At 46.0% G+C, this 25167-nt stretch carries 24 protein-coding genes; 21 read left to right on the top strand and 3 right to left on the bottom strand.

What is annotated here, in order from left to right:
• The first annotated feature begins 18 nt into the window (after nt 1-18).
• The 4 genes from fabF to ftsY all read left to right on the top strand — a co-directional run bounded on the left by fabF (nt 19) and on the right by ftsY (nt 6748).
• Entirely contained in the window at nt 19-1260 is a 1242-nt protein-coding gene (fabF, locus tag ACFP56_RS01090; RefSeq protein ID WP_379230194.1) for a beta-ketoacyl-ACP synthase II, read from the top strand.
• Nucleotides 1250-1963, top strand: coding sequence for a ribonuclease III (rnc, locus tag ACFP56_RS01085; RefSeq protein ID WP_379230191.1), 714 nt, complete (start codon nt 1250-1252; stop codon nt 1961-1963). Before fabF ends, rnc begins: the two co-directional genes overlap by 11 nt.
• A 141-nt stretch (nt 1964-2104) precedes the next feature.
• Nucleotides 2105-5692, top strand: coding sequence for a chromosome segregation protein SMC (gene smc / locus ACFP56_RS01080; protein ID WP_379230188.1), 3588 nt, complete (start codon nt 2105-2107; stop codon nt 5690-5692).
• Nucleotides 5693-5734: 42 nt separating this feature from the next.
• Entirely contained in the window at nt 5735-6748 is a 1014-nt protein-coding gene (gene ftsY, locus ACFP56_RS01075; RefSeq protein WP_379230186.1) for a signal recognition particle-docking protein FtsY, read from the top strand.
• A gap of 219 nt (nt 6749-6967) precedes the next feature.
• On the opposite strand, the gene ACFP56_RS01070 is transcribed toward ftsY, so the two are convergent.
• Nucleotides 6968-7426, bottom strand: coding sequence for an AraC family transcriptional regulator (locus tag ACFP56_RS01070; RefSeq protein WP_379230183.1), 459 nt, complete (start codon nt 7424-7426; stop codon nt 6968-6970).
• A 215-nt stretch (nt 7427-7641) separates the two neighbouring features.
• On the opposite strand from ACFP56_RS01070, the gene ACFP56_RS01065 reads away from it, so the two are divergent.
• Together ACFP56_RS01065 and ffh are read left to right on the top strand one after the other, a co-directional pair.
• Nucleotides 7642-8043: a putative DNA-binding protein gene (locus tag ACFP56_RS01065; protein ID WP_379230181.1), complete on the top strand. Its 402-nt coding sequence runs from the start codon at nt 7642-7644 to the stop codon at nt 8041-8043.
• Nucleotides 8030-9424: a signal recognition particle protein gene (ffh, locus tag ACFP56_RS01060; RefSeq protein ID WP_379230178.1), complete on the top strand. Its 1395-nt coding sequence runs from the start codon at nt 8030-8032 to the stop codon at nt 9422-9424. The genes ACFP56_RS01065 and ffh overlap by 14 nt, the downstream gene beginning before the upstream one ends.
• A gap of 89 nt (nt 9425-9513) precedes the next feature.
• Here the strand turns inward: ffh and ACFP56_RS01055 are convergent, their stop codons facing one another.
• Nucleotides 9514-9729 carry a hypothetical protein gene (locus tag ACFP56_RS01055; protein ID WP_379230176.1) on the bottom strand — a complete coding sequence of 72 codons (216 nt, stop codon included), beginning with the start codon at nt 9727-9729 and terminating at the stop codon, nt 9514-9516.
• Between the two features lie 181 nt (nt 9730-9910).
• Between ACFP56_RS01055 and rpsP the strand changes: the two genes are divergently transcribed.
• The 11 genes from rpsP (at nt 9911) to ACFP56_RS01000 (ending at nt 17644) form a co-directional block, all read left to right on the top strand.
• Entirely contained in the window at nt 9911-10183 is a 273-nt protein-coding gene (gene rpsP, locus ACFP56_RS01050) for a 30S ribosomal protein S16 (protein ID WP_262674681.1), read from the top strand.
• A gap of 43 nt (nt 10184-10226) precedes the next feature.
• A complete protein-coding gene (locus tag ACFP56_RS01045; RefSeq protein WP_379230173.1) occupies nt 10227-10457 on the top strand; it encodes a KH domain-containing protein in 231 nt (76 codons plus the stop codon).
• Between the two features lie 89 nt (nt 10458-10546).
• A complete protein-coding gene (gene rimM / locus ACFP56_RS01040; RefSeq protein WP_379230170.1) occupies nt 10547-11071 on the top strand; it encodes a ribosome maturation factor RimM in 525 nt (174 codons plus the stop codon).
• A 1-nt stretch (nt 11072) separates the two neighbouring features.
• A complete protein-coding gene (trmD, locus tag ACFP56_RS01035) occupies nt 11073-11816 on the top strand; it encodes a tRNA (guanosine(37)-N1)-methyltransferase TrmD (RefSeq protein WP_379230168.1) in 744 nt (247 codons plus the stop codon).
• A gap of 140 nt (nt 11817-11956) precedes the next feature.
• The gene (gene rplS / locus ACFP56_RS01030; RefSeq protein ID WP_379230165.1) at nt 11957-12298 is read left to right on the top strand and encodes a 50S ribosomal protein L19; all 342 of its coding nucleotides are present in this window, start codon (nt 11957-11959) and stop codon (nt 12296-12298) included.
• Nucleotides 12299-12383: 85 nt separating this feature from the next.
• Nucleotides 12384-13085, top strand: a complete 702-nt coding sequence (gene lepB / locus ACFP56_RS01025) for a signal peptidase I (protein WP_379230163.1) — start codon at nt 12384-12386, stop codon at nt 13083-13085.
• Nucleotides 13086-13098: 13 nt separating this feature from the next.
• Nucleotides 13099-13992, top strand: coding sequence for a ribosome biogenesis GTPase YlqF (gene ylqF, locus ACFP56_RS01020; protein ID WP_379230161.1), 894 nt, complete (start codon nt 13099-13101; stop codon nt 13990-13992).
• Nucleotides 13989-14648 carry a ribonuclease HII gene (locus tag ACFP56_RS01015; RefSeq protein WP_379230159.1) on the top strand — a complete coding sequence of 220 codons (660 nt, stop codon included), beginning with the start codon at nt 13989-13991 and terminating at the stop codon, nt 14646-14648. The genes ylqF and ACFP56_RS01015 overlap by 4 nt, the downstream gene beginning before the upstream one ends.
• Nucleotides 14649-14761: 113 nt before the next feature.
• Nucleotides 14762-16984, top strand: coding sequence for a hypothetical protein (locus ACFP56_RS01010; RefSeq protein WP_379230157.1), 2223 nt, complete (start codon nt 14762-14764; stop codon nt 16982-16984).
• Nucleotides 16981-17277, top strand: coding sequence for an EscU/YscU/HrcU family type III secretion system export apparatus switch protein (locus tag ACFP56_RS01005; RefSeq protein WP_379230155.1), 297 nt, complete (start codon nt 16981-16983; stop codon nt 17275-17277). Before ACFP56_RS01010 ends, ACFP56_RS01005 begins: the two co-directional genes overlap by 4 nt.
• Nucleotides 17267-17644, top strand: coding sequence for a YraN family protein (locus ACFP56_RS01000; RefSeq protein ID WP_379230153.1), 378 nt, complete (start codon nt 17267-17269; stop codon nt 17642-17644). Before ACFP56_RS01005 ends, ACFP56_RS01000 begins: the two co-directional genes overlap by 11 nt.
• Before the next feature lie 96 nt (nt 17645-17740).
• Here the strand turns inward: ACFP56_RS01000 and ACFP56_RS00995 are convergent, their stop codons facing one another.
• Nucleotides 17741-19258 (bottom strand): YifB family Mg chelatase-like AAA ATPase, encoded by a 1518-nt coding sequence (locus ACFP56_RS00995; RefSeq protein ID WP_379230150.1) that lies wholly within the window; start codon nt 19256-19258, stop codon nt 17741-17743.
• Nucleotides 19259-19561: 303 nt separating this feature from the next.
• Between ACFP56_RS00995 and sucC the strand changes: the two genes are divergently transcribed.
• The 4 genes from sucC to topA all read left to right on the top strand — a co-directional run bounded on the left by sucC (nt 19562) and on the right by topA (nt 25133).
• Nucleotides 19562-20722, top strand: coding sequence for an ADP-forming succinate--CoA ligase subunit beta (gene sucC / locus ACFP56_RS00990; protein WP_379230148.1), 1161 nt, complete (start codon nt 19562-19564; stop codon nt 20720-20722).
• A gap of 50 nt (nt 20723-20772) precedes the next feature.
• Nucleotides 20773-21708, top strand: coding sequence for a succinate--CoA ligase subunit alpha (gene sucD / locus ACFP56_RS00985; protein WP_379230145.1), 936 nt, complete (start codon nt 20773-20775; stop codon nt 21706-21708).
• 180 nt (nt 21709-21888) lie between these two features.
• The gene (gene dprA, locus ACFP56_RS00980) at nt 21889-23016 is read left to right on the top strand and encodes a DNA-processing protein DprA (RefSeq protein ID WP_379230142.1); all 1128 of its coding nucleotides are present in this window, start codon (nt 21889-21891) and stop codon (nt 23014-23016) included.
• Nucleotides 23017-23042: 26 nt separating this feature from the next.
• Nucleotides 23043-25133 carry a type I DNA topoisomerase gene (gene topA, locus ACFP56_RS00975; RefSeq protein WP_379230140.1) on the top strand — a complete coding sequence of 697 codons (2091 nt, stop codon included), beginning with the start codon at nt 23043-23045 and terminating at the stop codon, nt 25131-25133.
• Nucleotides 25134-25167 lie beyond the last annotated feature (34 nt).

The raw sequence follows: 25167 nt of genomic DNA, 5'->3' as shown, positions 1-25167 counted from the left end.
CAATAGGGGGGAACAAATATGAAACGCAGAGTTGTTGTTACAGGAATGGGCGTCTTGACTTCATTAGGCTCTGAGCTCGAGCAGTTTTGGGGCAATTTGCTTGAAGGCAAATCAGGAGTTTCGCTAATTGAAGCGTTTGATGTTTCCGAGTATCCGACCCGTATAGCGGCAGAGGTTAAAAACTTTGATCTTGCCGATTACGGTATTGATAAAAAAGAAGCGCGTCGTATGGATCGCTTTGTACAGTTTGCGGTTGCAGCAAGCATGAAAGCGATTGAAGATTCCAGCATTAAAATTGGTGAGGATGTACCTGCTGAGCGTATTGGTGTTATGGTTGGTTCCGGTATTGGTGGTCTTGGGACTTGGGAGGATCAGCATCGACTATTGCTTGAGAAAGGTCCTAAGCGCGTTAGTCCATTCTTCATTCCGATGATGATCGCGAATATGGCATCTGGTCAAGTTTCGATGATTGCTGGCGCGAAAGGTCCAAATACTACCGCAGTAACGGCTTGTGCGACAGGCACTCACTCCATTGGAGATTCCTTCAAAATTATTCAGCGCGGCGATGCTGACGTTATGATCGCTGGTGGAGCTGAGGCAACAATTCGCCCTACAGGCCTAGCTGGCTTCTGCTCGATGCGTGCGATGTCTACGCGCAATGATGAGCCGGAAAAAGCAAGCCGCCCGTTCGATGTCGAGCGTGACGGATTTGTTATGGGTGAAGGCTCAGGCGTTCTTATTTTGGAGGAGCTTGAGCATGCAATCGCACGCGGTGCGAAAATTTACGCAGAAGTGATTGGCTATGGCATGAGCGGCGATGCTCATCATATGACCGAGCCAGACCCTGCGGGAGCAGCGCGTTGTATGGCAAGCGCATTGAAGGATGCTGGCATTGACCCTTCAGAGGTTGATTATGTCAACGCGCATGGAACCAGTACACCTGTTGGTGACGTTTCTGAATCAACTGCCATTAAAAATACGTTTGGCGAACATGCTTACAAATTGGCCGTAAGCTCTACGAAATCAATGACGGGTCACCTTTTAGGTGCAGCCGGCGGTGTGGAAGCAGTTATACTTGCCCTTACATTGAAAGATGGAGTAATCGCTCCAACGATTAACCTTGACAATCAAGATCCTGAGCTTGATCTGGATTATGTGCCGAATGTTGCACGCAAGGCTGATGTCAAGGTCGCATTATCCAACTCATTTGGTTTTGGTGGACATAACGCGTCCATTATGATGAGAAAATATGAAGCATGATGTATTTGATGAGCTGCAGCAGAAGCTGCAGCTCAATTTTACAAGGGTTAAGCTTCTACGTCAGGCGTTTACGCACACTTCCTATGTAAATGAACATAAGCGCGGCTCTGTTCAAGATAATGAACGATTGGAGTTTCTCGGTGATGCAGTGCTGCAGCTGCTTGTTTCTGAATATTTGTACAAAACCTATCCGAAGCGTCCTGAGGGCGAGCTGACTCGCATGCGTGCTTCGGTTGTATGTGAACCGTCGCTGGCACATTTTGCTGAACGACTGGATTTTGGACAATATGTGCTGTTAGGGCGAGGAGAGGAACAGCTTGGCGGGCGTCATCGACAGGCACTTCTAGCGGATTTGTTCGAATCCTTTGTTGGTGCGCTGTATTTGGATACAGGCATTGAGCAGACAAGACAATTTTTAGAGCAGCATATGTTCCCGTATATCGATTCCAACAACTACGGCTTGCTCATGAAGGACGCCAAATCAAAGCTGCAGGAGCGTGCGCAGCATATCGGGCTTGGCAGTATTGAGTATCGTATTTTGGAAGAGCGCGGTCCGGCTCACGATCGAGAGTTTGTCATTGAGGTTTATCTCGATCAGACCTGCTACGGAGTTGGAGTAGGCCGTTCCAAGAAGGAAGCTGAACAGAGAGCAGCAGCAGAAGCATGGGGTAAGCTTGCTGGACAAGAATTGAAAAATGTGTAAGAAAAGCGGCCGTGAACATACACAAAGCATTTCGGTGGACTAACGTCCAAAGGGATGCTTTTTGTATGTATGCGGTGGCAGTAAAGGATATCGGGCTTGTACTTTCTGTGGTACAATGTTCTGTGAGGTGACAGCCAATCTATGTTTTTGAAAAGAATTGAATTAGCAGGGTTTAAGTCGTTCGCAGATAAGACAGAGCTTGAATTCGTAAATGGAATAACAGCAGTGGTTGGACCTAACGGATCTGGAAAAAGTAATATTTCAGACGGTATCCGTTGGGTTCTTGGTGAGCAAAGTGCAAAAAGTCTGCGTGGCGGTAAAATGGAAGATATTATATTTGCCGGAAGCGATGCGCGCAGAGCGGTTAACTACGGTGAGGTTTCACTTACGCTGGACAACTCTGATGGTGCGTTGCCGCTAGAATATAATGAAGTTACCGTCACAAGACGCGTACACCGCAGCGGTGACAGCGAATATATGATCAATAAACAGGCTTGTCGCTTGAAGGATATTACAGAGCTGTTTATGGATACAGGGATCGGCAAGGAAGCGTACTCGATTATAGGACAAGGACGAATCGAAGAAATATTAAGTACGCGCTCTGAGGATCGCCGAGGTATTTTCGAAGAAGCGTCAGGAATCGTAAAATATAAATCAAGAAAAAAAGAAGCAAAGCGAAAGCTTGATGATACAGAACAAAATTTGCTGCGGATTCATGATTTGGTGATGGAGCTTGAGGATCAGGTTGAGCCTCTGCGCAAGCAGTCTGAGGTTGCCTTGCACTTCAAGGAGCTTAAGGAGCAGCTGAAGTCCAAGGAAATCTCGCTTTACGTGCACCAAATTGAAACGCTGCACAACGCATGGTCAGAATCAACAGCGAAGCTGGAGTCGCTCAATCAGGAGCAGCTTAAGCTCTCGGCGGTTGTAAGCAAGCACGATGCGCTTTTGGAAAGTGATCGACTGCAGCTTAGAGAGATTGAAAAAGAGCTGGATGAGCTGCATCAGTCTATGCTGCAAATTAGCGAGGAAGTTGAGAAGTGCGAAGGCTACAGCGAGGTCATTAAAGAAAGAATCCGTCATAACGAAGAAACGCGTACCAGTGTAGAGCAAGCGATTGCGGTGAGCGATCAACGAATTATGAATCTTTCGAAGGAAGAGGTTGCAGTTCGCAGCAAGGCCGCGGAGCTGGAGGATCGCTTAAAAGGCTTGCGTATTACGCTGCAGGCAGAAGAGCAGCGGATGCAGGGCGTAACTACGGGAAGTGCTCAGGATGCGGAAGAACGCTTGAAGGGTGAACTTCTTCATGTACTTAGTACGATGGCACAGCTTCGCAACGAGATCCGTTATGCGCAGCAGCAGCAAGAAGCGCTTGAACGAAAAATGGAGCGCATTGGCGAGGACGAAGCAAAGTGGAATCAGCAGCAGCGTGCGCTGGATGCTAAAAAGTTTGAGCTAGAGCAGAAATTAGCAGCGCTTATCAATGAGCATGAGAAAATTCGTACGAAAATGCTGGAGGAAGCTGATGAGGCTCGCAAGCTCAACGGAACGATCGAGCAAACGATGACTCAGCTTCGCCGTTATGAGCAAAAGCTCGACAGTGACATGTCGCGCCGCGATACGATGAAGGAAATGCAGGACGCGATGGATGGCTTTATGCATGGGGTTAAGGAAATTCTCAAAGCATCGCGCCGCTCGCAATCAGCGATTACAGGGGTACACGGTGCAGTTGCAGAGCTGATCGTCGTTCCTGAGCGAATCGAAACAGCTGTTGAAACGGCGCTTGGCGGTGCTTTGCAGCATATCGTCATGGAGGATGAGAAAAGCGCGCGTGCCGCGATTAGCTACTTGAAGCAGCGTCAGCTTGGACGAGCGACCTTTTTGCCGCTCGACGTTATACGCGGGCGCAGACTTAGCGAAATGGACAAGCGAATCGTCTCCGAGCTGGATGGATTTGTCGGTGTAGCAGCTGAGCTTGTGCAGTACGAGGACTGCTACAGGGAAATCGTATTTAACTTGCTGGGCAATGTATTGCTTGCTGAAAATTTGGAGCAGGCCAACCGCATTGCCGCTCGCTGTCAATATCGTTACCGCGTTGTAACACTTGAGGGTGACGTAGTCAATGCGGGCGGTTCTATGACCGGGGGCAGCTCGCAGAAAAGAGGAGCTAGTCTGCTCGGACGTCATCGTCAAATCGAGCAGCTGGATGAAATGATCGCTTCTGCGAAGCAGCAAATTGAGCAGGAGCGCTTAAAGCTGGTAGACCTGCGTAAGGAAATGTCTATCCGTTCACAAAATGCAGAACAGGCTCGTGAGCGTCTGGAGCAAAAGCGTCTGGATGAACAAGGGCTAAAAGGTGATTTGCAGCAGCTGCAGCAGGAAATGAAGTTCTTAAGCGAACAGCAGGCCTTGTCGAGTACAGACAAGCAGGCTCAAGCTAAGGAGCAGCAGGAAGCTGCGCAGCGCATCGCGGACGCTGAGCGTCAGCTTGCAGAGCTGTCGACGAAAGAAGCGGAGCTGCAAGAAACGATTAAGCAGGCTGAACAGGCGCGCAAGGTTAATGAAACGCAAAAGGAAGAGCTGCAGGTTCAACTGACCGACCTGAAAATTAATGTAGCAAAGCTTGATCAGGAATATAGCAACTATGAGGATCAATCGGCTCGTTTGCGTGATGAAATTAGCCGTGCCAAGCAGGAGTTGAAAACACAGCAGCAGCAGCTGTCGAATTTGCAGGAGCAGGCGGCAAGTCTTGCCCTGGAAGCAGAAGAGCAGGTCGTTCGCTTGGCTCAGCTGAAAGAAAACAAGCAGCAGTGCAGTGATCGCACGGATTCGATCCGTTTGCAGCGTGTTCAAAAGCTTAGCGGTCTTGAGCAGGGCGAAAATGAAACGAAAGAGCAGCGCAATGCGCTTCGTTCGATAGAAGAGCAAATGCGTCAGACGGAGATCGTATTGAACCGTCAGGACGTAGAGCTGGATCATACGATCAAAAAGCTGTCTGAGGAATACGGGTTTAGCTACGAGCTGGCAAAGGAGCAATACCCACCGCCAGAGGAAATCAACGCGGTGCAGCTGGATGTTAGAGAACTGAAGCGTAAAATCAGCTCGTTAGGTGAAATCAATCTTGGTGCGATAGAAGAGTATGAGCGCGTGAAGGAACGATATGATTTCCTATCCGAGCAGAAAAATGACCTGATGGAAGCAAAAACGACATTGTATGAAGTCATCAAGGAAATGGACGATGAAATGTCGAAGCGCTTCAAAACAACATTTGAAGAAATTCGCAAGCATTTTATCGTCGTGTTTGGAAAGCTGTTCGGCGGCGGTCGTGCCGACCTGATTTTAGTAGAGCCTTCCAACATTCTTGAGACGGGTATCGATATCGTTGCGCAGCCGCCAGGCAAAAAGCTGCAAAATCTGCAGCTGCTATCTGGGGGAGAGCGAGCATTGACTGCGATTGCGCTGTTGTTTGCGATTCTACAGGTTAAGCCTGTGCCGTTTTGTGTGCTTGACGAGGTTGAAGCGGCGCTGGATGAGGCGAATGTTACACGTTTTGCGCAGTACTTGCGAGAGTTTTCCGAGCTTACACAGTTCATCGTTGTTACGCATCGTAAAGGAACGATGGAGGAGGCTGATGTGCTGTACGGGGTAACGATGGAAGAAGGCGGCGTTTCGAAGCTGGTATCCGTTCGTCTTGAAGAAGATCATCCTTTCAATGACATGGAAACAGCGTAGTGATAAATAGACGAAATACTTACTGGGGGTGCCGGAGCGTACATGAGTTTTTTCAAAAAGTTAAAAGAAAGCATTGCAGCTAAAACAGAAGCAGTAACCAACGTCTTCAAGGAAGGCTTGTCCAAAACGAGAACAGCGCTTGTTGAGAAGGTTGAAGAGCTGATCACGCGTCGCAAAAAAATTGATGAGGAATTTTACGAGGAGCTCGAAGAAATTCTGATCGGGGCAGATGTAGGGGTCACTACCGTTATGCAGCTGATCGATGAGCTTCGTGATGAAGTGAAAAAACGCAAAATTGAAGATGCGTCCGAATTGCAGCCCGTTCTGTCTGAGAAGCTTGTAGGCATGCTGAAAGGCGAGGACAATCCTAAGCTGGCAACAGCGCCTGAAGGCGAAATAACAGTGTATTTGTTCGTTGGCGTTAACGGTGTAGGGAAAACAACGACCATCGGCAAGCTGGCTCATAAATTAAAAAGCGAAGGCAAGCAGGTGCTTTTGGCGGCAGGCGATACATTCCGCGCTGGCGCAATCGAGCAGCTTGAGGTATGGGGCGAACGTGTAGGTGTTGACGTCATTAAGCAGTCGCCTGGCTCTGACCCTGCAGCCGTTATATTCGATGCCGTGCATGCTGCCAAGCAGCGTCAAGCCGATGTGTTAATCTGCGATACGGCTGGACGCCTGCAAAACAAAACGAATCTTATGGAAGAGCTAAACAAAATCTTCCGTGTCATTCAACGTGAAATGCCAAATGCTCCGCATGAAGTGCTTCTAGTGCTTGATGCGACAACTGGTCAAAATGCGTTGAGCCAAGCGAAGCTGTTTGGCGAAAAAAGCGGTGTTACTGGGCTTGTGCTGACCAAGCTGGATGGCACAGCGAAGGGCGGTATCGTCATTGCGATCCGCAATGAGTTGAATCTTCCTGTTAAGCTTGTCGGACTTGGTGAAAAAATGGGCGATCTTCAAGAATTCGATTCCGAGCAATTTGTTCATGCGTTGTTCGCAGGGTTAATTCAAAAGGCTGAGGAAGAGGAAGAAGAGGCTGCTCAACAAAACTAGTAAGCTGTAAACCATACTGTTAGAAGCTAATGCTATGAAAAAAGCATCTGTTCCTTGCTTGAACTGTACCTGCATTATCGTTGTCACAAACTTGTGGAGCGATAGAGGCTCAGTTCAAATGAGAGACAGATGCTTTTATTTTTCCGAGTAACAATTGCTTACTTGTACAAACGTGTTGCATGCTGGCTGCGTAACGGATCGTTCAGGAAATGGAAGCGCTTATTGAATAATTGGGACGCAAATTTCGCAGTAGCTTTCATCGTTCATTATGCCGATATATCGTTCGATGATTGGCTTGTGGTCAATAACAAGCCCCTCATGATCGATCATTGACATCATATTGTTCCAAGCTTGCTGAATATGCTCAGGGGTATGCTTCACACAATGGACGAAATAAGTACCGCCCAAAAGCATTCTTTCTTCAATAGTGTCCTCCGTGTTCATTGTAAAATGCTCGTCGATAACAATAGATGCGTCATATCGGCATTCCTTTGGTGAGACATATTGCGGATTGTCTAGCGAAATGCCAAGAAGGACCGTAGAAGCTGTTAACAAGTTATTGCGCTTTGCCCATGCTTTTAATGCTGTCATTACCTCATAATTGCTTAGGCCATAAGGGCCAGTTTTTCGTAAATATGCAATACGGTAATTAGGAAGCTGCTGTACATGATCACTCATCATTTTTCTTTCCTTTCATTTACAATTTTATCGTGCAGATGGAGCGTAGCATGGTATAAAAATTAATGCAATTTATGAAAACGAAAATAGCATAATCAAAGTTAATAGCTGACAAGGGAAAATACTTGACACAGATTAGGCGTTGCGATATGATAGTTGAGGTCGAGGGCGTGTAAAGGTTAACTCCTTGACAGTATCATACGGGAGGGATTAAAATGGATCAGATGGAACCAGATGCCCTAACGAAAACGACTCGTATGAATATGTTGCTTGATTTTTACGAGGAGCTGCTTACTGAAAAGCAGCGCACAATACTTAACTTTTATTACCGCGACGACTTTTCGCTAGGCGAAATTGCTGCTGAATTTGGCATTAGTCGGCAAGCGGTGTATGATAATATAAAACGAGCTCAGCAGGCCCTGGAGTCTTATGAGCGCAAGCTTCGTCTCTTAACAAGATATGAGCGGACGAAGCAGCTGACGACACAGCTTGAGCATCAGCTGGATTCGCTTAGCTTGCAGTCAGAGCAGCGGGAAGAGCTGCAGCAAATTATTGAACAACTTCGAACAATTGAGATTACGGCAGAAATGGAGGCGATAAAGGATGGCAGCATTTGAAAGCTTGTCCAGCAGATTGCAGAGCGTATTCAGCAAGCTGAAGGGAAAAGGGAAAGTAACTGAAAATGATGTCAATGATGCGATGCGTGAAGTTCGACTCGCTTTACTTGAAGCGGACGTTAACTTTAAGGTCGTGAAGGACTTTATAGCCAAAGTTAAAGAACAAGCGATTGGCTTGGAAGTATCAAAAAGCTTTACGCCAGGCATGGTTATTATTGATATTGTTAATAAAGAATTAACAGAGCTGATGGGCGGAACACAAGCTAAGCTGGCGAAGGCGAACAAGCCGCCTACCGTCATTATGATGGTCGGTTTGCAAGGTGCGGGTAAAACGACCTCAACTGGTAAATTAGCTCGATTGCTGCAAAAGAGCAATCACAAGCCGCTGCTTGTAGCCTGCGATATTTATCGTCCGGCAGCGATTAAGCAGCTTCAAGTACTGGGCGAGCAAATTAAAGCACCTGTATTTGCGCTGGGTGATCAGGTTTCGCCTGTTGAAATTGCGCGTCAAGGCTTGCAGCACGCGAAGGATAACGGAAATGACTATGTTATTTTCGATACAGCGGGTCGTTTGCATATTGACGAAGCGTTGATGGATGAGCTTAAGCAAATTCATGAAATTGTAAGCCCTGATGAGGTATTGCTTGTTGTCGATGCGATGACAGGTCAAGATGCTGTTAATGTCGCGCAAAGCTTCCACGAGCAATTAGCGCTAACAGGTGTTGTCCTGACGAAGCTCGATGGCGACACACGCGGTGGTGCTGCGTTATCGGTTAAAGCCGTTACAAGTCAGCCGATCAAATTTGCGGCGATGGGTGAGAAAATCGACTCGCTTGAGCCTTTCCATCCAGAACGCATGGCATCCCGTATTCTTGGTATGGGTGATATGCTGTCGCTGATTGAAAAGGCGCAAGCAGGCATTGATGCTGAAAAAGCGGCCGAAATGGAACGCAAAATGCGCAATGCGGAATTTACGTTTGAAGATTTCCTTGAGCAGATGGAACAGGTTCGCAAGCTGGGTCCACTGGATCAAATTATGGATATGCTGCCTGGCATGGGTAAAATGAAAGGCAACATGAAAGATTTGAAGGTCGATGAGAAGCAGCTTGGACGCGTTGAAGCGATCGTCAAATCGATGACTAAGGAAGAAAAGCAAAACCCTGATTTGCTCAATCATAGCCGCCGCAAGCGTGTTGCAGCGGGAAGTGGCGTAAGCGTTGTAGAGGTCAATCGCTTGATTAAGCAGTTTGACGATATGCGCAAAATGATGAAGCAGTTCAGCTCCATGATGGGCCCGAACGGACCGAAAGGGATGAAGGGCATGAAGGGGAAGAAGGGTTTGAAAGGGCTCATGGGCAAAAACATGAAGTTCCCATTTTAGAGGATGTTTTATGACCGAACTTTGATCACGATGTTATGCGCTGTAGCTTAGTCGACGTCGAAGATCGCATTCATCGTTAGCTGTAGTGCTCACGTACTAAAAGCGTACGCTGCGCGCTTCGCGTCACTAGCTTCATGCGATCTTCTTGGTGCTGAAAGCTCGAACATAAAACTTCGATTAGAAGTTCGAACTTTGATCACGATGTTATGCGCTGTAGCGTAGTCGGCGTCGAATATCGCATTCATCGCTTGCTGCAGTGCTCGCGTACAAAAACGTACGCTCTGCTCCTCGTTTCCTAGCTTCACGCAATCTTCTTGGTGCTGAAAGTCCAATCATAAAACTTCGATTAGAAGTTCGAGCTGATTGCAGCACTGAAAGATAAAACTTCTATTGAAGTTTTGATTTGAATGTATAGCTCCGTAGTGAAAGCTAGAGTTTTCACTACGATGTGATAGTTTGTATTTTGTTGAAGGAGGTGAATTTTCCATGGCAGTACGTATTCGTTTGAAGCGTATGGGTGCTCACAAGGCTCCATTCTACCGCGTAGTTGTATCTGATTCTCGTTCTCCACGTGATGGACGTTTTATCGAGGAAATCGGTACTTATAATCCAGTTGCGCAACCAGCTCAAGTATCCATCAACGAAGAAAAAGCGTTGAAATGGCTACAAACAGGTGCTCAAGCATCTGACACTGTTCGCGACCTACTTTCTAAAGCGGGTGTATTGAAAAAATTCCATGAGCTTAAACAACAGAAGTAATAAGCCTCAAGCTTATTACTGTTGAGAAGCGGAGGGCTTAGTCATGAAGGAGTTAATTCTTGTCATTGCGAAAGCTTTAGTGGATCATCCGGAAGACGTGCGCGTTCAGGTGAAAGATGATGAGCGCAGTACGATTTATGAGCTTTCGGTTCATCCATCTGATGTCGGTAAAATTATCGGTAAGCAAGGGCGTATTGCGAAAGCAATGCGTACAGTGGTGAACTCGGCTGCTACAAAATCGAATAAGCGTGTCATCGTTGATATTCAATCATAAAATGCGCTGGTCGAGGGGGGTTAGGATGAAAATCCTACCCCTTTTTTGGTATGATAAGAGTAATAAGTACGCAGGTAAGGGATGATACAATGGATACGAACTGGTTTAATGTAGGAGTAATCGTCAACACGCACGGCATTCGTGGAGATCTCAAGGTGCTGTCTAAAACGGATTTTCCTGAAGAGCGCTTTGCCAAAGGAAAGAGACTTATGATGTTTCATGATGAAACAGGACAGTCTATGCCTGTTGAGATCGAGCAGGCTCGCGAACAAAAAGGTTTGTATATTATTAAGCTTAAAGGCTATTCCAACATAAATGAAGTAGAGAAGTATAAAGGCTGGGTTCTTCGCGTTTCTGCTGAGGAGCAAGGAACGCTAGATGAAGGCGAATATTTTTATCATCAAATTATTGGTTGTGAAGTTTATACCGATGAGGATGAGCGACTCGGAACAGTGAAGGAAATCCTCACACCTGGTGCGAATGATGTGTGGGTTGTCGAACCAGACAATGGTTCAGGGAAGCCGATTTTGCTGCCTGTTATTGATCCGGTTGTATTGAACGTTGATGTCGCTGCAAAACGGATCACGGTGCATCTGCTTGAAGGGTTGATTTAATATGAAAATTGATGTGTTGACCCTGTTCCCTGAGATGTTTACAGGTGTATTCAATAGCAGCATTTTGGGGAAAGCACAAGAAAAAGGCATCGTCGAGCTATCAGCGATTAATTTTAGAACGTATTCCAACAATAAGCATCTCACTGTAGATGATTATCCATATGGCGGCGGTGGCGGCATGGTGCTTAAGCCAGAGCCTGTATTTGCAGCTGTTGAGGACCTGCAGGCTCAAGCGGATGAACCGCCGCGTGTTATCTTAATGTGTCCACAGGGAGAACGCTTTTCACAGCGCAAGGCCGAGGAGCTCAGCCAATACAAGCATATGATTTTTATATGTGGTCATTATGAGGGGTATGATGAGCGTATTCGTCAGCATCTTGTAACAGACGAAATCTCTGTCGGCGACTATGTGCTCACAGGCGGAGAGCTGCCTGCAATGACGGTCATTGATAGTGTTGTACGTCTGCTGCCTGGAGTGCTAGGTAATGAAACGAGTGCCGTAACGGATTCTTATAGCACAGGTCTGCTAGAGTATCCGCACTATACGCGTCCAGCCGTATTTCGCGATATGAAAGTTCCTGATGAGCTATTATCAGGACATCATGCTAATATTGAAAAGTGGAGACGACAGCAATCGCTTTTGCGTACATTGGAGCGTCGTCCTGATTTGCTTGAAGAAGCGGAATTGACTGATCAAGAGCGAAAATGGCTGGAACAAGTGAAAAGAAGTCGCGATAAAAACTAAATTAGCATTGTATTATGTAGCCTTTTGTGCTATAGTTTATAATGTTGTTTTCGTATAACGGATGGTCCGCTATAAGTGATGAGAGAATCATGGGATTAAGGAGCTTATAAGAACATCTATGGTGAAAGGAGTTGAATGTAATGAATATCGTACAAGCAATTACTCAAGAGCAACTTCGTCAAGACGTACCTAGTTTCCGTCCTGGTGACACGTTGAAAGTGTATGTAAAAGTAATCGAGGGATCTCGTGAACGTATTCAGCTATTCGAAGGCGTTGTTATCAAACGTCGCGGTGGCGGAATTAGCGAAACTTTTACAGTACGTAAAATCTCTTACGGTGTTGGCGTGGAAAGAACTTTCCCTCTTCATTCACCAAAGCTTGATAAAATCGAAGTAGCACGTCGTGGTAAAGTTCGCCGCGCTAAATTGTACTACCTTCGTAACTTGCGTGGTAAAGCTGCAAGAATCAAGGAAATTCGCTAAAATGAAGCATCAGGAGGAGCTTGTTCTATCAAGCTCCTTTTCGTGTTTCAAGACTCTGAAACATATGACATAGGAGGATGAAGGAATGGAGCCTAACGATAAATTGCCTCAACAACACGATGAACATACTGAAGCAGCAGAACGTGAAAATCAAGATCACAATCCTGATCAACCTGTCTCTATTCCAAACGAAAAAGAAGCGAAGCAGAAAAAGGCTTACCATGAAATTGTCGAGTGGATTAAGGCGATCTCTATCGCTGTTCTTTTAGTTTTTGTCGTTCGGACTTTTCTATTCTCGCCGTTTATTGTAGACGGGGCTTCCATGGAGCCAAACTTTCATACAAAGGAAAGAGTCATTGTAAATTTATTAGTGTACAGGTTCAGTGAGCCAAGTTATGGCGATGTTGTCGTGTTCGATGTTCCTGAAGAAGGACGTCGCTTTATTAAACGTATTATTGGAGTGCCCGGTGACACAATAGAAGTACATGGCGATGATGTGTATATTAATGGCGAGGTCATTCAAGAGCCATATTTGGCGGAAGCGATCGCGCAAAGTCACGCAAATGGTGAAACCTACAATGGTGTAGGGGACTATTTCAGCTTTCCTAACGATTACTATCAAGAAAATATCGTGCCAGAAGATCATTACTTCGTAATGGGCGATAATCGCGGGGACAGCAAGGATAGTAGAGCAATTGGTTATGTATCTGAAGATGAAATTATTGGTCGCGCAGATGTGGTAATGTGGCCTTTAAATAAAGTGAAATTAATTAAGCATTACAACTAGATGAGGTGAACAAATGGCAATCCAATGGTTTCCTGGTCACATGACCCGTGCCAAACGACAAATTCAAGAAAAGCTGAAGCTGATTGATATCGTAATTGAGCTGTTAGATGCGCGTGTGCCGATCTCAAGTCGCAATCCAATGATTGACGAGATTCTATCGGGTAAGCCAAGGCTAATTATTTTGAATAAATCTGATTTGGCTGATCCACGTATGAATGAGCAGTGGAAGCAGTATTTTGAGCATGAAGGCCATACATGTGCCATTGTCGATTCCAACACAGGAACCGGAATAAATCAGATATCGGTGTTGACGAAGGAAATCCTTAAAGAAAAAATTGACAGGCAAATCGCAAAAGGCATGCGACCACGTCCAGCAAGAAGTCTGATTGTCGGTATCCCGAATGTAGGGAAATCAACACTAATTAACCGCTTGGCTGGAAGAAACGTTGCGATAACAGGCGATAAGCCAGGTGTAACCAAAGGTCAGCAATGGATTAAAACGGGCGGAGACTTGGAGCTTCTTGATACACCGGGGATTTTGTGGCCTAAGTTTGAGGATCAGATGGTAGGCTATCGCTTAGCGATTACCGGAGCGATCCGCGAGCAGATATTGAATATGGATGATATCGGGTATTACGCTGTTAAAATTCTCGTTGAGCGATATTGGGATACGCTGGCAGAACGATTTGGGTTGACCGAGCCTCCGACAGATCTTGAAAACAATCTGGAGATCGTGCGTATTATGGAAGAAATCGGACGCAAGCGCGGATGTTTGATTAGCGGCGGAGAAGTTGATTTGGAAAAAACAGCGGGCATTATTTTGCGCGAGCTTCGTGCAGGCAAGCTCGGCAGAATTACTTTGGAAGCGCCATATGACGATATGCCGGTAAGAGAGGTTAAGCAATGACGGATACAATGGACTTGCTTGCGTATGAAAAGCAGCTGTGGGCGCAGCAAATTGAATTTATAGCCGGTATTGATGAGGTGGGTCGCGGCTGCTTGTTTGGCGATGTCGTAGCAGCAGCAGTCATACTGCCTCGCGGATTTGTACTTGAAGGAATAAATGATTCGAAAAAGCTGACCGAAAAGAAAAGAGAGCAGCTTTACAATCAAATTGTTGAAAGTGCCATAACGTATCACATCTCTTGTGTGCCCTCGCAGGTGGTCGATCGGTTGAATATTAAGCAGGCAGCACGGCTGGCAATGAGGAAAGCAGTTGAGGGCCTGAATATAAAGCCCGAGCATTTGCTTGTTGATGCTGAAACGATTGATCTACCTATTAGCCAGCAGGCGATTATCAAGGGAGATGCAAGCAGTCAGTCGATTGCAGCAGCATCGATTCTTGCGAAGGTAACTCGTGATCGTCTGTGCAAAGAGGAATGGGACGAGCAATATCCGCAATATCAACTTGCGAAGCATAAAGGCTATGGGACGAAGCTACATAATGAATTGATCCTGCAGCACGGTCCTTCACCGATGCATCGAAAAACATTTTTGAAGAAGCTGCTTGGTGACGAACTGGATCAAATTTGGGAAACCTTGTATGCAAAAACAGGCGATTGATCATTCAATCGTCTGTTTTTATTTTCCAAGCAGAAAAATATAATGCAAGCTCTTCAAGAAACATAGCTGCTCAGCCGATAATGAATAGTAGTAGAAAGAGGTGAGCAGCGTACATGAATATTAATCATATGAAGGGCATATTAGGCGATGCAGTAAGCAATGAAGTGAGAACACTTGAGCTGCGTGTCGGACAAGTTGTACGCGGCGTTGTTCTACAGCAATTTGCAAATAATGAAGCGACGGTTTCGATTAACGGGGTGCAAGTGCGTGCCAAGCTCGAGGTGCCGATTATGGAGGGTCAAGCCTCTTTGCTTCAGGTTCAGCCTGATTCAAAGAGCGGACATATTCATTTGAAGCAGGTCGACCCAACAACGCTCGGATTGCAAGACCCGATGAAAGATATATTGAAGACACTCAATCTTCCGGACAAAGCATGGGCCAATGATTTGGTAAAGGATTTGCGCAAGGAAGGCTTTGCATTGAATAAGGAAACAGCAGCTGCGTTTCAACGGGCAGCTCAGCTTCAACCAGCAGGAGTTACGCAAGAGCAGTGGATGACAGCAGCAGCTACCGCATTCAAAAGAGGATTGCCTATGACAGAGGCAACGATTGCAGCGATTCATCAGCTGCAAAGTGGTACGCAGGCGCATAGCTTAATCGATCAGCTGCGTGGACAGCTTCAACAGGCGTTACAAGGGAATTTGTCGCAGCAGTCCCAAGCTTTGTTGTCAAGGGTTGTTGCGTTGCTGAATGAAGGCTCTGGGCTGTTAGGACAGCTGTCAGGACAACAAGCGACGGGGAGTGCTGGAACACAGCTGCAGCCAGCTGCCAATCCATCGATAATGGCTACTCCGCAAACAAATAGTCAAGCGCAGACAGCTGTTTCAACGCAACAGCAAGGGACGGGTTTCAATCAATTGCAGACACAAGCTCTACAATCAACTGTTTCCGCACAGCCGGCAGCTGCAGCAACTGCCAATTCAAATGTGAATCAAGCAGCAGCGACTACAAGTCAACCTCAGCCTCAAGCAGAGTCCGTTGCAGCGAATCCAAGTCAGCAAGCGGCAGCACAAGCTAATCAAGGTGCTTCTGGGCAGGTAACGACAGCAGGTACTACAAACCAGACATTACTGCCACAGCTGTTAAAATGGCTCGGAGTGAATTACGAAGCAGCACTAGGAAAACAGCTTGTACAGCAGGACAATGCTTCAGCTTCGCAAGCAGCGCAGTCCACTGGAACGGGGAATATGACGCAGACGTCAGGTCAGCTAACCGCATCAGCTCCAGGAGGTTCGTTCATTGCGCAATCTGGTGTGGGTCAACAAACGGTTCAGTCTACCTTAATTTCCAATACAGGGAACCAGGTGGCAGCTCAATTGAACAGCTCGCCGCTGGTTCAACCGCAAACAGGCGCCAATATAATGCACGTGCAGCAAGCGCCAGCAGAACAAGCGAGTGTGACAAATGCGCAGCCGCAGCAAGCTGCAACGATGCCGCAGATCGCAGGCCAGCCGAACGGTCCAGCATTAGCGGCTGCTAATAGCCAGATGCCAGCTATGCCAGCAGATGCTGCTGCTAACGCAGCTGGGGCACAAACGGGTAACGCTAATGGAAGCAGCGCTCAAGCAGTAATGCAGCAAGCAACATTGCCAGCTGACACTTCTGCATTGCATGCTCAGCAGCAGTCTCAGCTGGCACAGGCTCAGCCTCAAACTGTGAACCCGTCACAGCAGCCAAATATGCAGCACATCGTACAGGATAACGTAAAATCAGCATTGATTCAGATGCTGCAGCAGCAAGATATTCCTGCACAAGTAAAGGAAACAGCGCAGCAGCTTGTTCATGCGATTACAGGGCAGCAGCTCATGCTGTCTGCTGAGCGCAATCATTCCGTATTTTCACATATTACGATGTTCATTCCGATAAAGGATGCGAGTAATGGGCAGACTGCATCGGTGCATATCCAAACGCGCAGAGACCGCAAGGGGGAGCTCGACTCCGAAAACTGTCGGATCGTATTTGATCTGCAGATGAATGCGTTAGGTCCTACGCTAGTTGATATGAATATCGTAAACAAAATTGTCAGCTTAAACCTATGGAATGATCACCCCGCAGCTGCGCCAATTGTAGAAGCCTTCAAGCCTGAAATCAGTGAGGCGCTTTACGGTCTTGGCTACATGATGTCATCAATGCGTGCAACACCAATTCCGATTAAGGAAGAGGGGACGAATGGTCAGGAGACGAATAGTCAGGAGGAAGGGAAGCTCGTTATCATCCCGCCTGATATCGATCAGCTGAACTCCGCTAGATATAAAGGGGTCGACTTTAAAATATGAATGAAAAAATGTCCAAGCTGAAAAAAGCGGTAGCGATGAAATACGATCCGTTATCGGATACTGCTCCTGTTGTCGTTGCAAAAGGGCAGGGTGAGCTTGCAGAACGGATTTTGGAGTCAGCTAAGGAGAATGGAGTGCCGATCCAGGAGGATCGTTCATTAGTCGAAGTGTTGTCCAAGCTCGATATCGATCAGGAAATACCGCCTGAGCTTTTTGCGGTAGTAGCAGAAATACTAAGCTTTGTATATCGTGCCGATCAACGAGCGAAAGAGTGGGAAGAGTATGAATCGTAAGCAGTTAGGTCAGCTTGGCGAAGCATACGCAGCGCAGGTGCTTCAAGAGCATGGCCTTCATATCATGAAGCGAAATTGGAGATGTGCTTCCGGAGAGCTTGATTTAGTTGCGAAGGATGGAGATGTGCTTGTATTTGTAGAGGTGCGAACAAGATCGACAGCTAAAGCAAGCAACGAATCAGCAGAACTTCGTTACGGCTCTGTGCTGGAGGCTGTAACATGGCAAAAGCAGCAGCAGGTCAGGCGATTGGCAGAGATTTATCTATATCAGCATCGACTACACGATCAGCCTGTACGATTTGATGCAGTATTGGTTGAGAAAATAGGAGAGCAGCTAAAGGCAAATTATATCCAGCATGCATTTTAAAGGGGCTTCTAATGGTATGTGACGTCTAAAACGCAGACCATTAGGATCCCCTTCTATCAATTCAATTCATCGTAACGTGCGATTCAGTTACTGGTATTAAAACAAATCAAGCTTTCGATATTGAACAGCCTCAGCCACATGGGCAACGTCAATGTTGCTGGATTGCTCCAAGTCTGCAATTGTACGAGCGATTTTGACGATGCGATTGTATCCTCGCATGCTTAATCCAAGCTTGTTGAAGGCATGCTCAAGCAGCTGGGCTCCTTCCTTCGGCAGCGCAGCATATTTTTTCAATGCAGAGGAAGGCAGATCGCTGTTGAAGGAGAAATGCTGACCCTTATAGCGCGCCTGCTGAATTCCGACCGCATGCATAACCTTTTCTCTTAGCTTGGCCGAACTATATGCTTGATCCTGCTGATTGGCAGCAAGCGTTGCGGGGCGTGCCATATCCAGTTGAATATCAATGCGATCGAGCAGTGGGCCAGATAGCTTTGAACGATAGCGCTGAATCATTTGATGGGTGCATGTGCAGCTGATTTGCTCGGTAGCGAAGCCATGATAGCCGCAAGGACACGGATTACAAGAAGCAGCAAGCATGAACGAAGCGGGGAACGTGATATGATGACGCGCGCGTGATATCGTCACGCTGTGCTCCTCCAGAGGCTGGCGCAGCAGCTCCAACACTTGTCGTGAAAACTCCGGCAGCTCGTCAAGGAACAATACGCCGTGATGCGATAATGTCACTTCTCCCGGCTTCGGTATCGTGCCACCGCCAATAAGGCCAGCCGTTGATATCGAATGATGGGGTGCGCGAAAAGGCGGATGTCGCTTGATCGAACGGTCCTGCAGCGTCAACTTGCCGGCAACGCTGTGGATTTTCATCACCTCAAGCGCCTCCTGCTCGCTAAGCTTTGGCAATATCGTAGGCAATCTTCGCATCAGCATCGTTTTTCCAACGCCGGGTGGTCCTGAGACGATAATATTGTGACGACCTGCTGCCGCGACGAGCAGAGCGCGTTTCGCTTCCTGCTGCCCAACGATATCGGCAAGATCAAGCTCGGTGGTGTAGCTGATCAAGTTAGTGTTCGTACGCGAAGAGCCATTGGTAGGTTGATAGGCAAGCTCCTTCAGATCACGCAAATGAGAAATTGGGTAAATGTGAAGATCCGACAGCAAATGAGCTTCCTGTTCATTTTTAGCTGGTAGTATAATCTGGTGATAGCCGCTTTGCTTCGCGTGTTGCAGCAAAGCAAGAGCGCCTTGAATTGGACGGACGGTTCCATCCAGCGAAAGTTCTCCAATTAATAGTGTTTGCTTAAGGTCAAGCGTTAACTGATTGGATGCTTGCAGCAATCCAACTGCAATGGCAAGATCAAGGGTCGTGCCTTCCTTGCGTAAAGCGGCGGGGGCAAGATTGATCGTTACTCTCTCAAGCGGAAACTGAAAGCCGCTGTTGCGAATAGCGGAGCGAACACGCTCCACGGATTCTCGAACGGCTGAATCAGGCAAACCGACAATCGCAGTTTGTGGGATGCCATGCGCAATATCGACCTCGACAGCGATGCCAACGCCGTCAACGCCTACTACGATTGCGCTATGAATCGTTGTGTACATAAAAAGAGAAGCACCTCCAAAATAATGGAGGTGCTTCCTCACGTGTTTCATCTAATTTCTTTCTATCGTAGCACAAATTGGAATGAACTGTCATACTTTTCGCATAAATTGTTGTTGGAAATTCAAATTCTGTCATTATTATGCATATATATGGGTACAATCTCATTTTGAGATAAATATGATAGCAAAATTAGCTCACTATTTTTAAAGAAAAAGAGGATTAAATCAAAGAAAAATGTTACAATGTAAGCAGTTTCTTTGTACATATGACTGCAATAAGTCAGTGAAATGGAGGATTTCAACATGAACATCCATGAGTATCAAGGCAAAGCTGTACTAAAACAATACGGCGTCGTTGTACCTGAGGGCAAAGTAGCCTTTACAGTTGACGAAGCGGTGAAAGCTGCAGAGGAGCTGGGTTCAGGTGTAGTTGTCGTTAAAGCCCAAATTCATGCTGGTGGCCGAGGTAAAGCTGGAGGAGTTAAAGTAGCAAAAAATCTTGATGAGGTACGTGCTTTTGCAACCGAGATTTTAGGGAAAACACTTGTTACTCATCAAACAGGTCCTGAAGGTAAGGAAGTAAAACGACTTCTAATCGAGCAAGGCTGCGATATTAAAAAAGAGTACTATATTGGTGTAGTGCTTGATCGCGTAACAGGCCGTGTCGTTATGATGGCATCAGAAGAAGGCGGTACGGAAATTGAGGAAGTAGCTGCCCGTACTCCAGAGAAAATTTTCAAGGAAGTGGTTGATCCAGCAATTGGCTTGCAAGCATTCCAAGCTCGCAAATTAGCATATGCAATCAACATCCCGAATGAACTGATTAACAAGGCTGCAAAGTTTATGGTTAGTTTGTACAGCGCTTTCGTGGAAAAAGATTGCTCTATTGCAGAAATTAACCCGCTTGTTGTGACAGGCGATGGACAAGTTATGGCTCTAGATGCGAAGCTTAACTTCGATTCCAATGCGCTGTTCCGTCACAAGGACATCCTTGAGCTGCGTGATCTAGACGAAGAGGATCCAAAGGAGATCGAAGCATCGAAATTCGATCTTAGCTATATTGCGCTTGATGGCAACATTGGCTGTATGGTTAATGGTGCTGGTCTGGCGATGGCTACAATGGATATTATTAAATATTACGGTGGCGAGCCCGCTAACTTCCTTGACGTAGGGGGCGGTGCAACGACTGAAAAAGTAACAGAAGCATTTAAGATTATTCTATCTGATGAAAAGGTAAAAGGGATTTTCGTGAACATCTTTGGCGGTATTATGCGTTGTGATGTTATCGCTAACGGTGTTGTAGAGGCTGCTAAGCAGATCGGCTTAGATCGTCCGCTAGTTGTTCGCCTGGAGGGCACGAACGTTGAACTGGGCAAACAAATTCTAAATGAATCAGGTCTAAACATTGTAGCAGCTGATTCTATGGCAGACGGTGCTCAGAAGATTGTCGCGCTTGTGAAATAGTGGATTGAGTCATAGCTTATACACGAAAACATTCAGAGGATGTGAGTTAAGTGGCAATTTTAGTGAATAAAGATACTAAAGTTATTACGCAAGGGATTACAGGCGCAACGGGCTTGTTCCATGCGAAAGGCGCGCTAGATTACGGCACACAAATGGTTGGTGGCGTGACGCCAGGAAAAGGCGGCACGAACGTTGAGATTACGCTAGAAAATGGTTCAGTAGTCTCTCTGCCAGTATTTAATACAGTAGCGCAAGCGGTTGAAGGCACGGGTGCGACAGCATCTGTTATCTACGTACCGCCAGCATTTGCAGCTGAGGCAATAATCGAAGCAGTTGATGCAGGTATTGAGCTTGTAATCTGTATTACTGAAGGCATTCCGGTTCTTGATATGGTAAAAGTAAAACGCTATATGGAAGGTAAGGATTCGGTGCTAATCGGTCCAAACTGCCCAGGTGTTATTACGCCAGGCGAATGCAAAATCGGTATTATGCCAGGCTATATTCATGCTCCAGGTCATGTCGGTGTTGTATCACGCTCAGGAACGCTTACGTATGAAGCTGTTCATCAGCTAACAACTCGCGGTATCGGTCAATCTACAGCTGTCGGTATCGGCGGCGACCCTGTTAAGGGCTCTGAGTTTATCGATATTTTAAGTCGTTTCAATGACGATCCTGATACACATGCTGTTATTATGATCGGTGAAATCGGCGGTACGGCTGAAGAAGAAGCGGCTGAATGGATCAAAGCCAATATGACGAAGCCAGTTGTAGGCTTTATTGGCGGGGCAACAGCTCCTCCAGGAAAACGCATGGGTCATGCAGGTGCAATTATTTCGGGCGGTAAAGGTACTGCTGCTGAGAAAATTGCAACGTTGGAGGCATGCGGCATTCGTGTTGCGCCAACGCCTTCTGAGATGGGCTCTACGCTTGTGAGCCTGCTAGAAGAAAAAGGAATGCTTGATCAAGTAAGAACGGTTAAATCATAATTACAAAGAGTATAAATGGTTAGGCAAGAAGCCTTATCTTCATGACATGGAGATAAGGCTTCTTTTCGTATTTTTTAGAAAATTTATTCTATTTCAGGAGCAATACTTGCAATTACTATTTAAAATAAGGCACAATGTAGAAGTGCGATTGCAAGATTTGCTCGATGTGAGGGTGAATCGATGAATAAACTGCAGCTTAAACATTTTGTTATAGAGGTCATGAAGCAGCAGGGTGCTGGATGGCATACCGTACATAAATTAATAGAGCATCATTATATTGAACAGGAGAAGTGGACACTAGAGGAGCTGCAAGCTTTGGGTTTTTCTAAAAAGCTGTCTGCCAGCCTGATTCATTTTCAACAAACATATTCTTACCCTGAGCAGGATGAACTGCTTGAAATGGAAGCGGGACTTTCGTTTCAGTCGATTTCGATTTGGGATGACGAATATCCTGAGCTACTTAAGCATATCGCCCAGCCGCCATGGGTTTTATTTGTGAAGGGCAGAACAGAGCTGCTGGGGCGTGAAGCTGCAGCGATTGTAGGGACAAGATATCCAACATCGTATGGTGCTCGCTGCACGAAACAATTTAGCCGTGATTTTTCATTAGCTGGCTTAACGATTGTCAGCGGCTTTGCTAATGGTGTTGATACGATCGCGCATACTGAAGCGATAAACACGGAAGCGAGCACGATCGCGATACTGCCCTGTGCCATTACTCAATGCTACCCTGCTCATAATTTTGCATTATACGAACAAACGGCAGAGCAAGGATTGCTAATATCTGAAAGCATGGTTGCTGCTCCTATTCATCCCGGACAATTTCATCAGCGTAATCGAATTATAGCCGGATTAAGCAGAGCAACGATAATCATTGAGGGAGAAATGAAGAGTGGTTCAATGATCACGGCAAGGCATGCAATGGACATGGATCGTGAGCTTTTCGCTGTGCCTGGCTCGATCTATTCACAGAAAAGTAATGGGCCAAACTTCCTTATTGAGAAAGGATATGCTAGAATGCTATTGTCCTCACAACAGTTGTTTGAGGAACTATCATGGTTGAAAAAAGATGTGAATCGTTATGATGCCTCCAATGAGCCTGCGCTTCAAGAGACTCATCGGCAGGAGAGTACATTAACAGAAGAAGAGCAAGTTATCTATTCCTATATAAAAGAACAGCCTCGCTCCATTAATGAGATTCATGAGCATACGTTAATCCCATTTGGACATTTAAACGTTCTTCTGCTACATTTATGTATAAAACAATTCATAGAGCTACAGCCTGGATCGATATATATTGCATTGTAACTTGTTTTAAAGAGGAGGCACCTCGTATGGCAGATTCGTTAGTCATTGTAGAATCACCCGCCAAAGCCAAAACGATTGGTAAATATTTAGGTAGCAAATACATTGTGAAAGCGTCCATGGGACATATACGTGATTTGCCTAAAAGTCAATTTGGTGTAGATGTGGAAAATGGTTTTAATCCAAAATATATTACAATTCGCGGAAAAGGTTCCGTTCTGAAAGAGCTTAAAGATGCAAGTAAAAAAGTGAAACGCGTATATCTGGCAGCCGATCCCGATCGCGAAGGGGAAGCGATTGCTTGGCATCTCGCGCATTATCTTGAGGTTGATGGTACGGAGCCGTGCCGAGTTGTATTTAATGAGATTACGAAGCAAGCTGTAAAGGAAGCATTTAAAACGCCTAGACAAATTAATATGGATTTAGTGAATGCCCAACAGGCTAGACGTATTCTGGATCGATTTGTCGGTTATAAAATTAGCCCTTTATTATGGAAGAAAGTTAAAAAGGGATTGTCTGCTGGTCGTGTGCAGTCCGTTACCGTTAAGCTTATAATTGACCGCGAAAATGAAATTGACGCCTTTGTACCAGAGGAATACTGGTCGATTACAGCTAAGCTCAATCATTTGAACCAAACGTTTGATGCGAAGTTTTATGGTCTAAACGGAAAGAAAAAAGAGCTGAATAATGAAGCAGAAGTAAATGAAGTTCTTCGCTCCATTGATAATGAAAGCTTTACCGTATCTGAGGTGAAGGAAAAGGAAAGACTTCGTCACCCTTCTCCACCATTTATTACGAGTTCATTACAGCAGGAAGCTGCGCGCAAGCTTGGATTCAGAGCATCGAAAACGATGTCAGTTGCTCAGCAGCTCTATGAAGGTGTTGAGCTAGGCAAGGAAGGCACAGTCGGTTTAATCACTTATATGAGAACGGACTCAACGCGGATCTCACCTGTTGCACAGGAAGAGGCGCGAGAGTACGTAACGGAAAAGTACGGTGCAGATTATATTCCTGCAGAACCTAAACAGTATACGAAAAAAAATAGCGGAGCCCAGGATGCTCATGAAGCGATTCGTCCGACTTCAATTTATCGAGATCCTGAGACGATGAAGCCCTTTTTGTCTAGAGATCAGTTTAGACTGTATAAACTGATTTGGGATCGTTTTGCTGCAAGTCAAATGTCTTCAGCAGTTCTGGATACCATGACCGTAGACTTTAAAGTGGGAGAGGCAACGTTCCGCTCCTCCGGCTCTAAAATTAAGTTTGCAGGTTTTATGAAGGTCTATGTTGAGGGTAATGATGATGGAACGGTTGAGGAGTATACCTTTTTACCAGCACTTCAGAAGGATGAACAATTAACGCCCGCAGATATCGATCCGAAGCAACACTTTACTCAGCCTCCACCTCGTTATACGGAGGCTCGCCTAGTAAGAGCGCTAGAGGAATTAGGAATAGGCAGACCTAGTACGTATGCCCCAACGCTAGAAACGGTACAAAAGCGTGGCTATGTTGCTCTTGAAGAGAAAAAGTTTTTTCCAACCGAGCTGGGCGAGCTGATTAATCAATTGATGGAAGAGTTTTTCCCGGAAATTCTAAACGTAGAATTTACAGCAAATATGGAAGACAATCTCGACCATGTTGAGGAAGGCACAGAGGATTGGGTAAAGGTTCTAAGTGATTTTTACGAAACCTTTGAAAAGCGTCTGCAGGTCGCGGAAGAAGAAATGAAGGAAATCGAAATTCAGGATGAGGTTTCCGACGAGTTATGTGAAAAATGTGGCAAGCCGCTCGTTTATAAAATGGGGCGCTTCGGACGTTTTCTTGCATGCTCAGGTTTTCCGGATTGCCGAAACACGAAGCCTATTGTTAAAGACATTGGAGTTGAATGTCCAAAATGTCACAAAGGTAAAGTGGTTGAACGACGTAGCAAAAAAGGCAGAATTTTTTATGGCTGCGATACCTATCCGGAATGTGACTATGTATCATGGGATAAGCCTACCAATAAAAACTGTCCGAACTGCGGACAGGGGCTCGTAGAGAAGCGTAATCGTAACGGCGCTCGTCTGCAGTGTCCTGGTTGTGATTATAGTGAAGAAATCGTTGAGGAAAACGATGAGTAAAAGTGACGAACCATCCTCCCACTATTGGGAGGAT

It is taken from the genome of Paenibacillus septentrionalis, from assembly GCF_042659865.1.
Lineage (GTDB): Bacteria > Bacillota > Bacilli > Paenibacillales > Paenibacillaceae > Pristimantibacillus > Pristimantibacillus septentrionalis.
The sequence above is the reverse complement of the archived record's forward strand: the minus strand, read 5'-3'. Positions and strand labels throughout refer to the sequence as shown.

Bases quoted from the DNA above. Each gene is read 5' to 3' on its own strand.
- lepB (WP_379230163.1), top strand. From the start codon at position 12,384: ATGGAGCCTAACGATAAATTGCCTCAACAACACGATGAACATACTGAA.
- ACFP56_RS01070 (WP_379230183.1), bottom strand. From the start codon at position 7,426: ATGAGTGATCATGTACAGCAGCTTCCTAATTACCGTATTGCATATTTA.
- ACFP56_RS01015 (WP_379230159.1), top strand. From the start codon at position 13,989: ATGACGGATACAATGGACTTGCTTGCGTATGAAAAGCAGCTGTGGGCG.
- rplS (WP_379230165.1), top strand. From the start codon at position 11,957: ATGAATATCGTACAAGCAATTACTCAAGAGCAACTTCGTCAAGACGTA.
- dprA (WP_379230142.1), top strand. From the start codon at position 21,889: ATGAATAAACTGCAGCTTAAACATTTTGTTATAGAGGTCATGAAGCAG.
- ylqF (WP_379230161.1), top strand. From the start codon at position 13,099: ATGGCAATCCAATGGTTTCCTGGTCACATGACCCGTGCCAAACGACAA.
- sucC (WP_379230148.1), top strand. From the start codon at position 19,562: ATGAACATCCATGAGTATCAAGGCAAAGCTGTACTAAAACAATACGGC.
- trmD (WP_379230168.1), top strand. From the start codon at position 11,073: ATGAAAATTGATGTGTTGACCCTGTTCCCTGAGATGTTTACAGGTGTA.
- topA (WP_379230140.1), top strand. From the start codon at position 23,043: ATGGCAGATTCGTTAGTCATTGTAGAATCACCCGCCAAAGCCAAAACG.
- ACFP56_RS01065 (WP_379230181.1), top strand. From the start codon at position 7,642: ATGGATCAGATGGAACCAGATGCCCTAACGAAAACGACTCGTATGAAT.
- ffh (WP_379230178.1), top strand. From the start codon at position 8,030: ATGGCAGCATTTGAAAGCTTGTCCAGCAGATTGCAGAGCGTATTCAGC.
- rpsP (WP_262674681.1), top strand. From the start codon at position 9,911: ATGGCAGTACGTATTCGTTTGAAGCGTATGGGTGCTCACAAGGCTCCA.
- fabF (WP_379230194.1), top strand. From the start codon at position 19: ATGAAACGCAGAGTTGTTGTTACAGGAATGGGCGTCTTGACTTCATTA.
- ACFP56_RS01005 (WP_379230155.1), top strand. From the start codon at position 16,981: ATGAATGAAAAAATGTCCAAGCTGAAAAAAGCGGTAGCGATGAAATAC.
- ACFP56_RS01045 (WP_379230173.1), top strand. From the start codon at position 10,227: ATGAAGGAGTTAATTCTTGTCATTGCGAAAGCTTTAGTGGATCATCCG.
- ACFP56_RS00995 (WP_379230150.1), bottom strand. From the start codon at position 19,258: ATGTACACAACGATTCATAGCGCAATCGTAGTAGGCGTTGACGGCGTT.
- ftsY (WP_379230186.1), top strand. From the start codon at position 5,735: ATGAGTTTTTTCAAAAAGTTAAAAGAAAGCATTGCAGCTAAAACAGAA.
- ACFP56_RS01010 (WP_379230157.1), top strand. From the start codon at position 14,762: ATGAATATTAATCATATGAAGGGCATATTAGGCGATGCAGTAAGCAAT.
- rimM (WP_379230170.1), top strand. From the start codon at position 10,547: ATGGATACGAACTGGTTTAATGTAGGAGTAATCGTCAACACGCACGGC.
- smc (WP_379230188.1), top strand. From the start codon at position 2,105: ATGTTTTTGAAAAGAATTGAATTAGCAGGGTTTAAGTCGTTCGCAGAT.
- rnc (WP_379230191.1), top strand. From the start codon at position 1,250: ATGAAGCATGATGTATTTGATGAGCTGCAGCAGAAGCTGCAGCTCAAT.
- ACFP56_RS01000 (WP_379230153.1), top strand. From the start codon at position 17,267: ATGAATCGTAAGCAGTTAGGTCAGCTTGGCGAAGCATACGCAGCGCAG.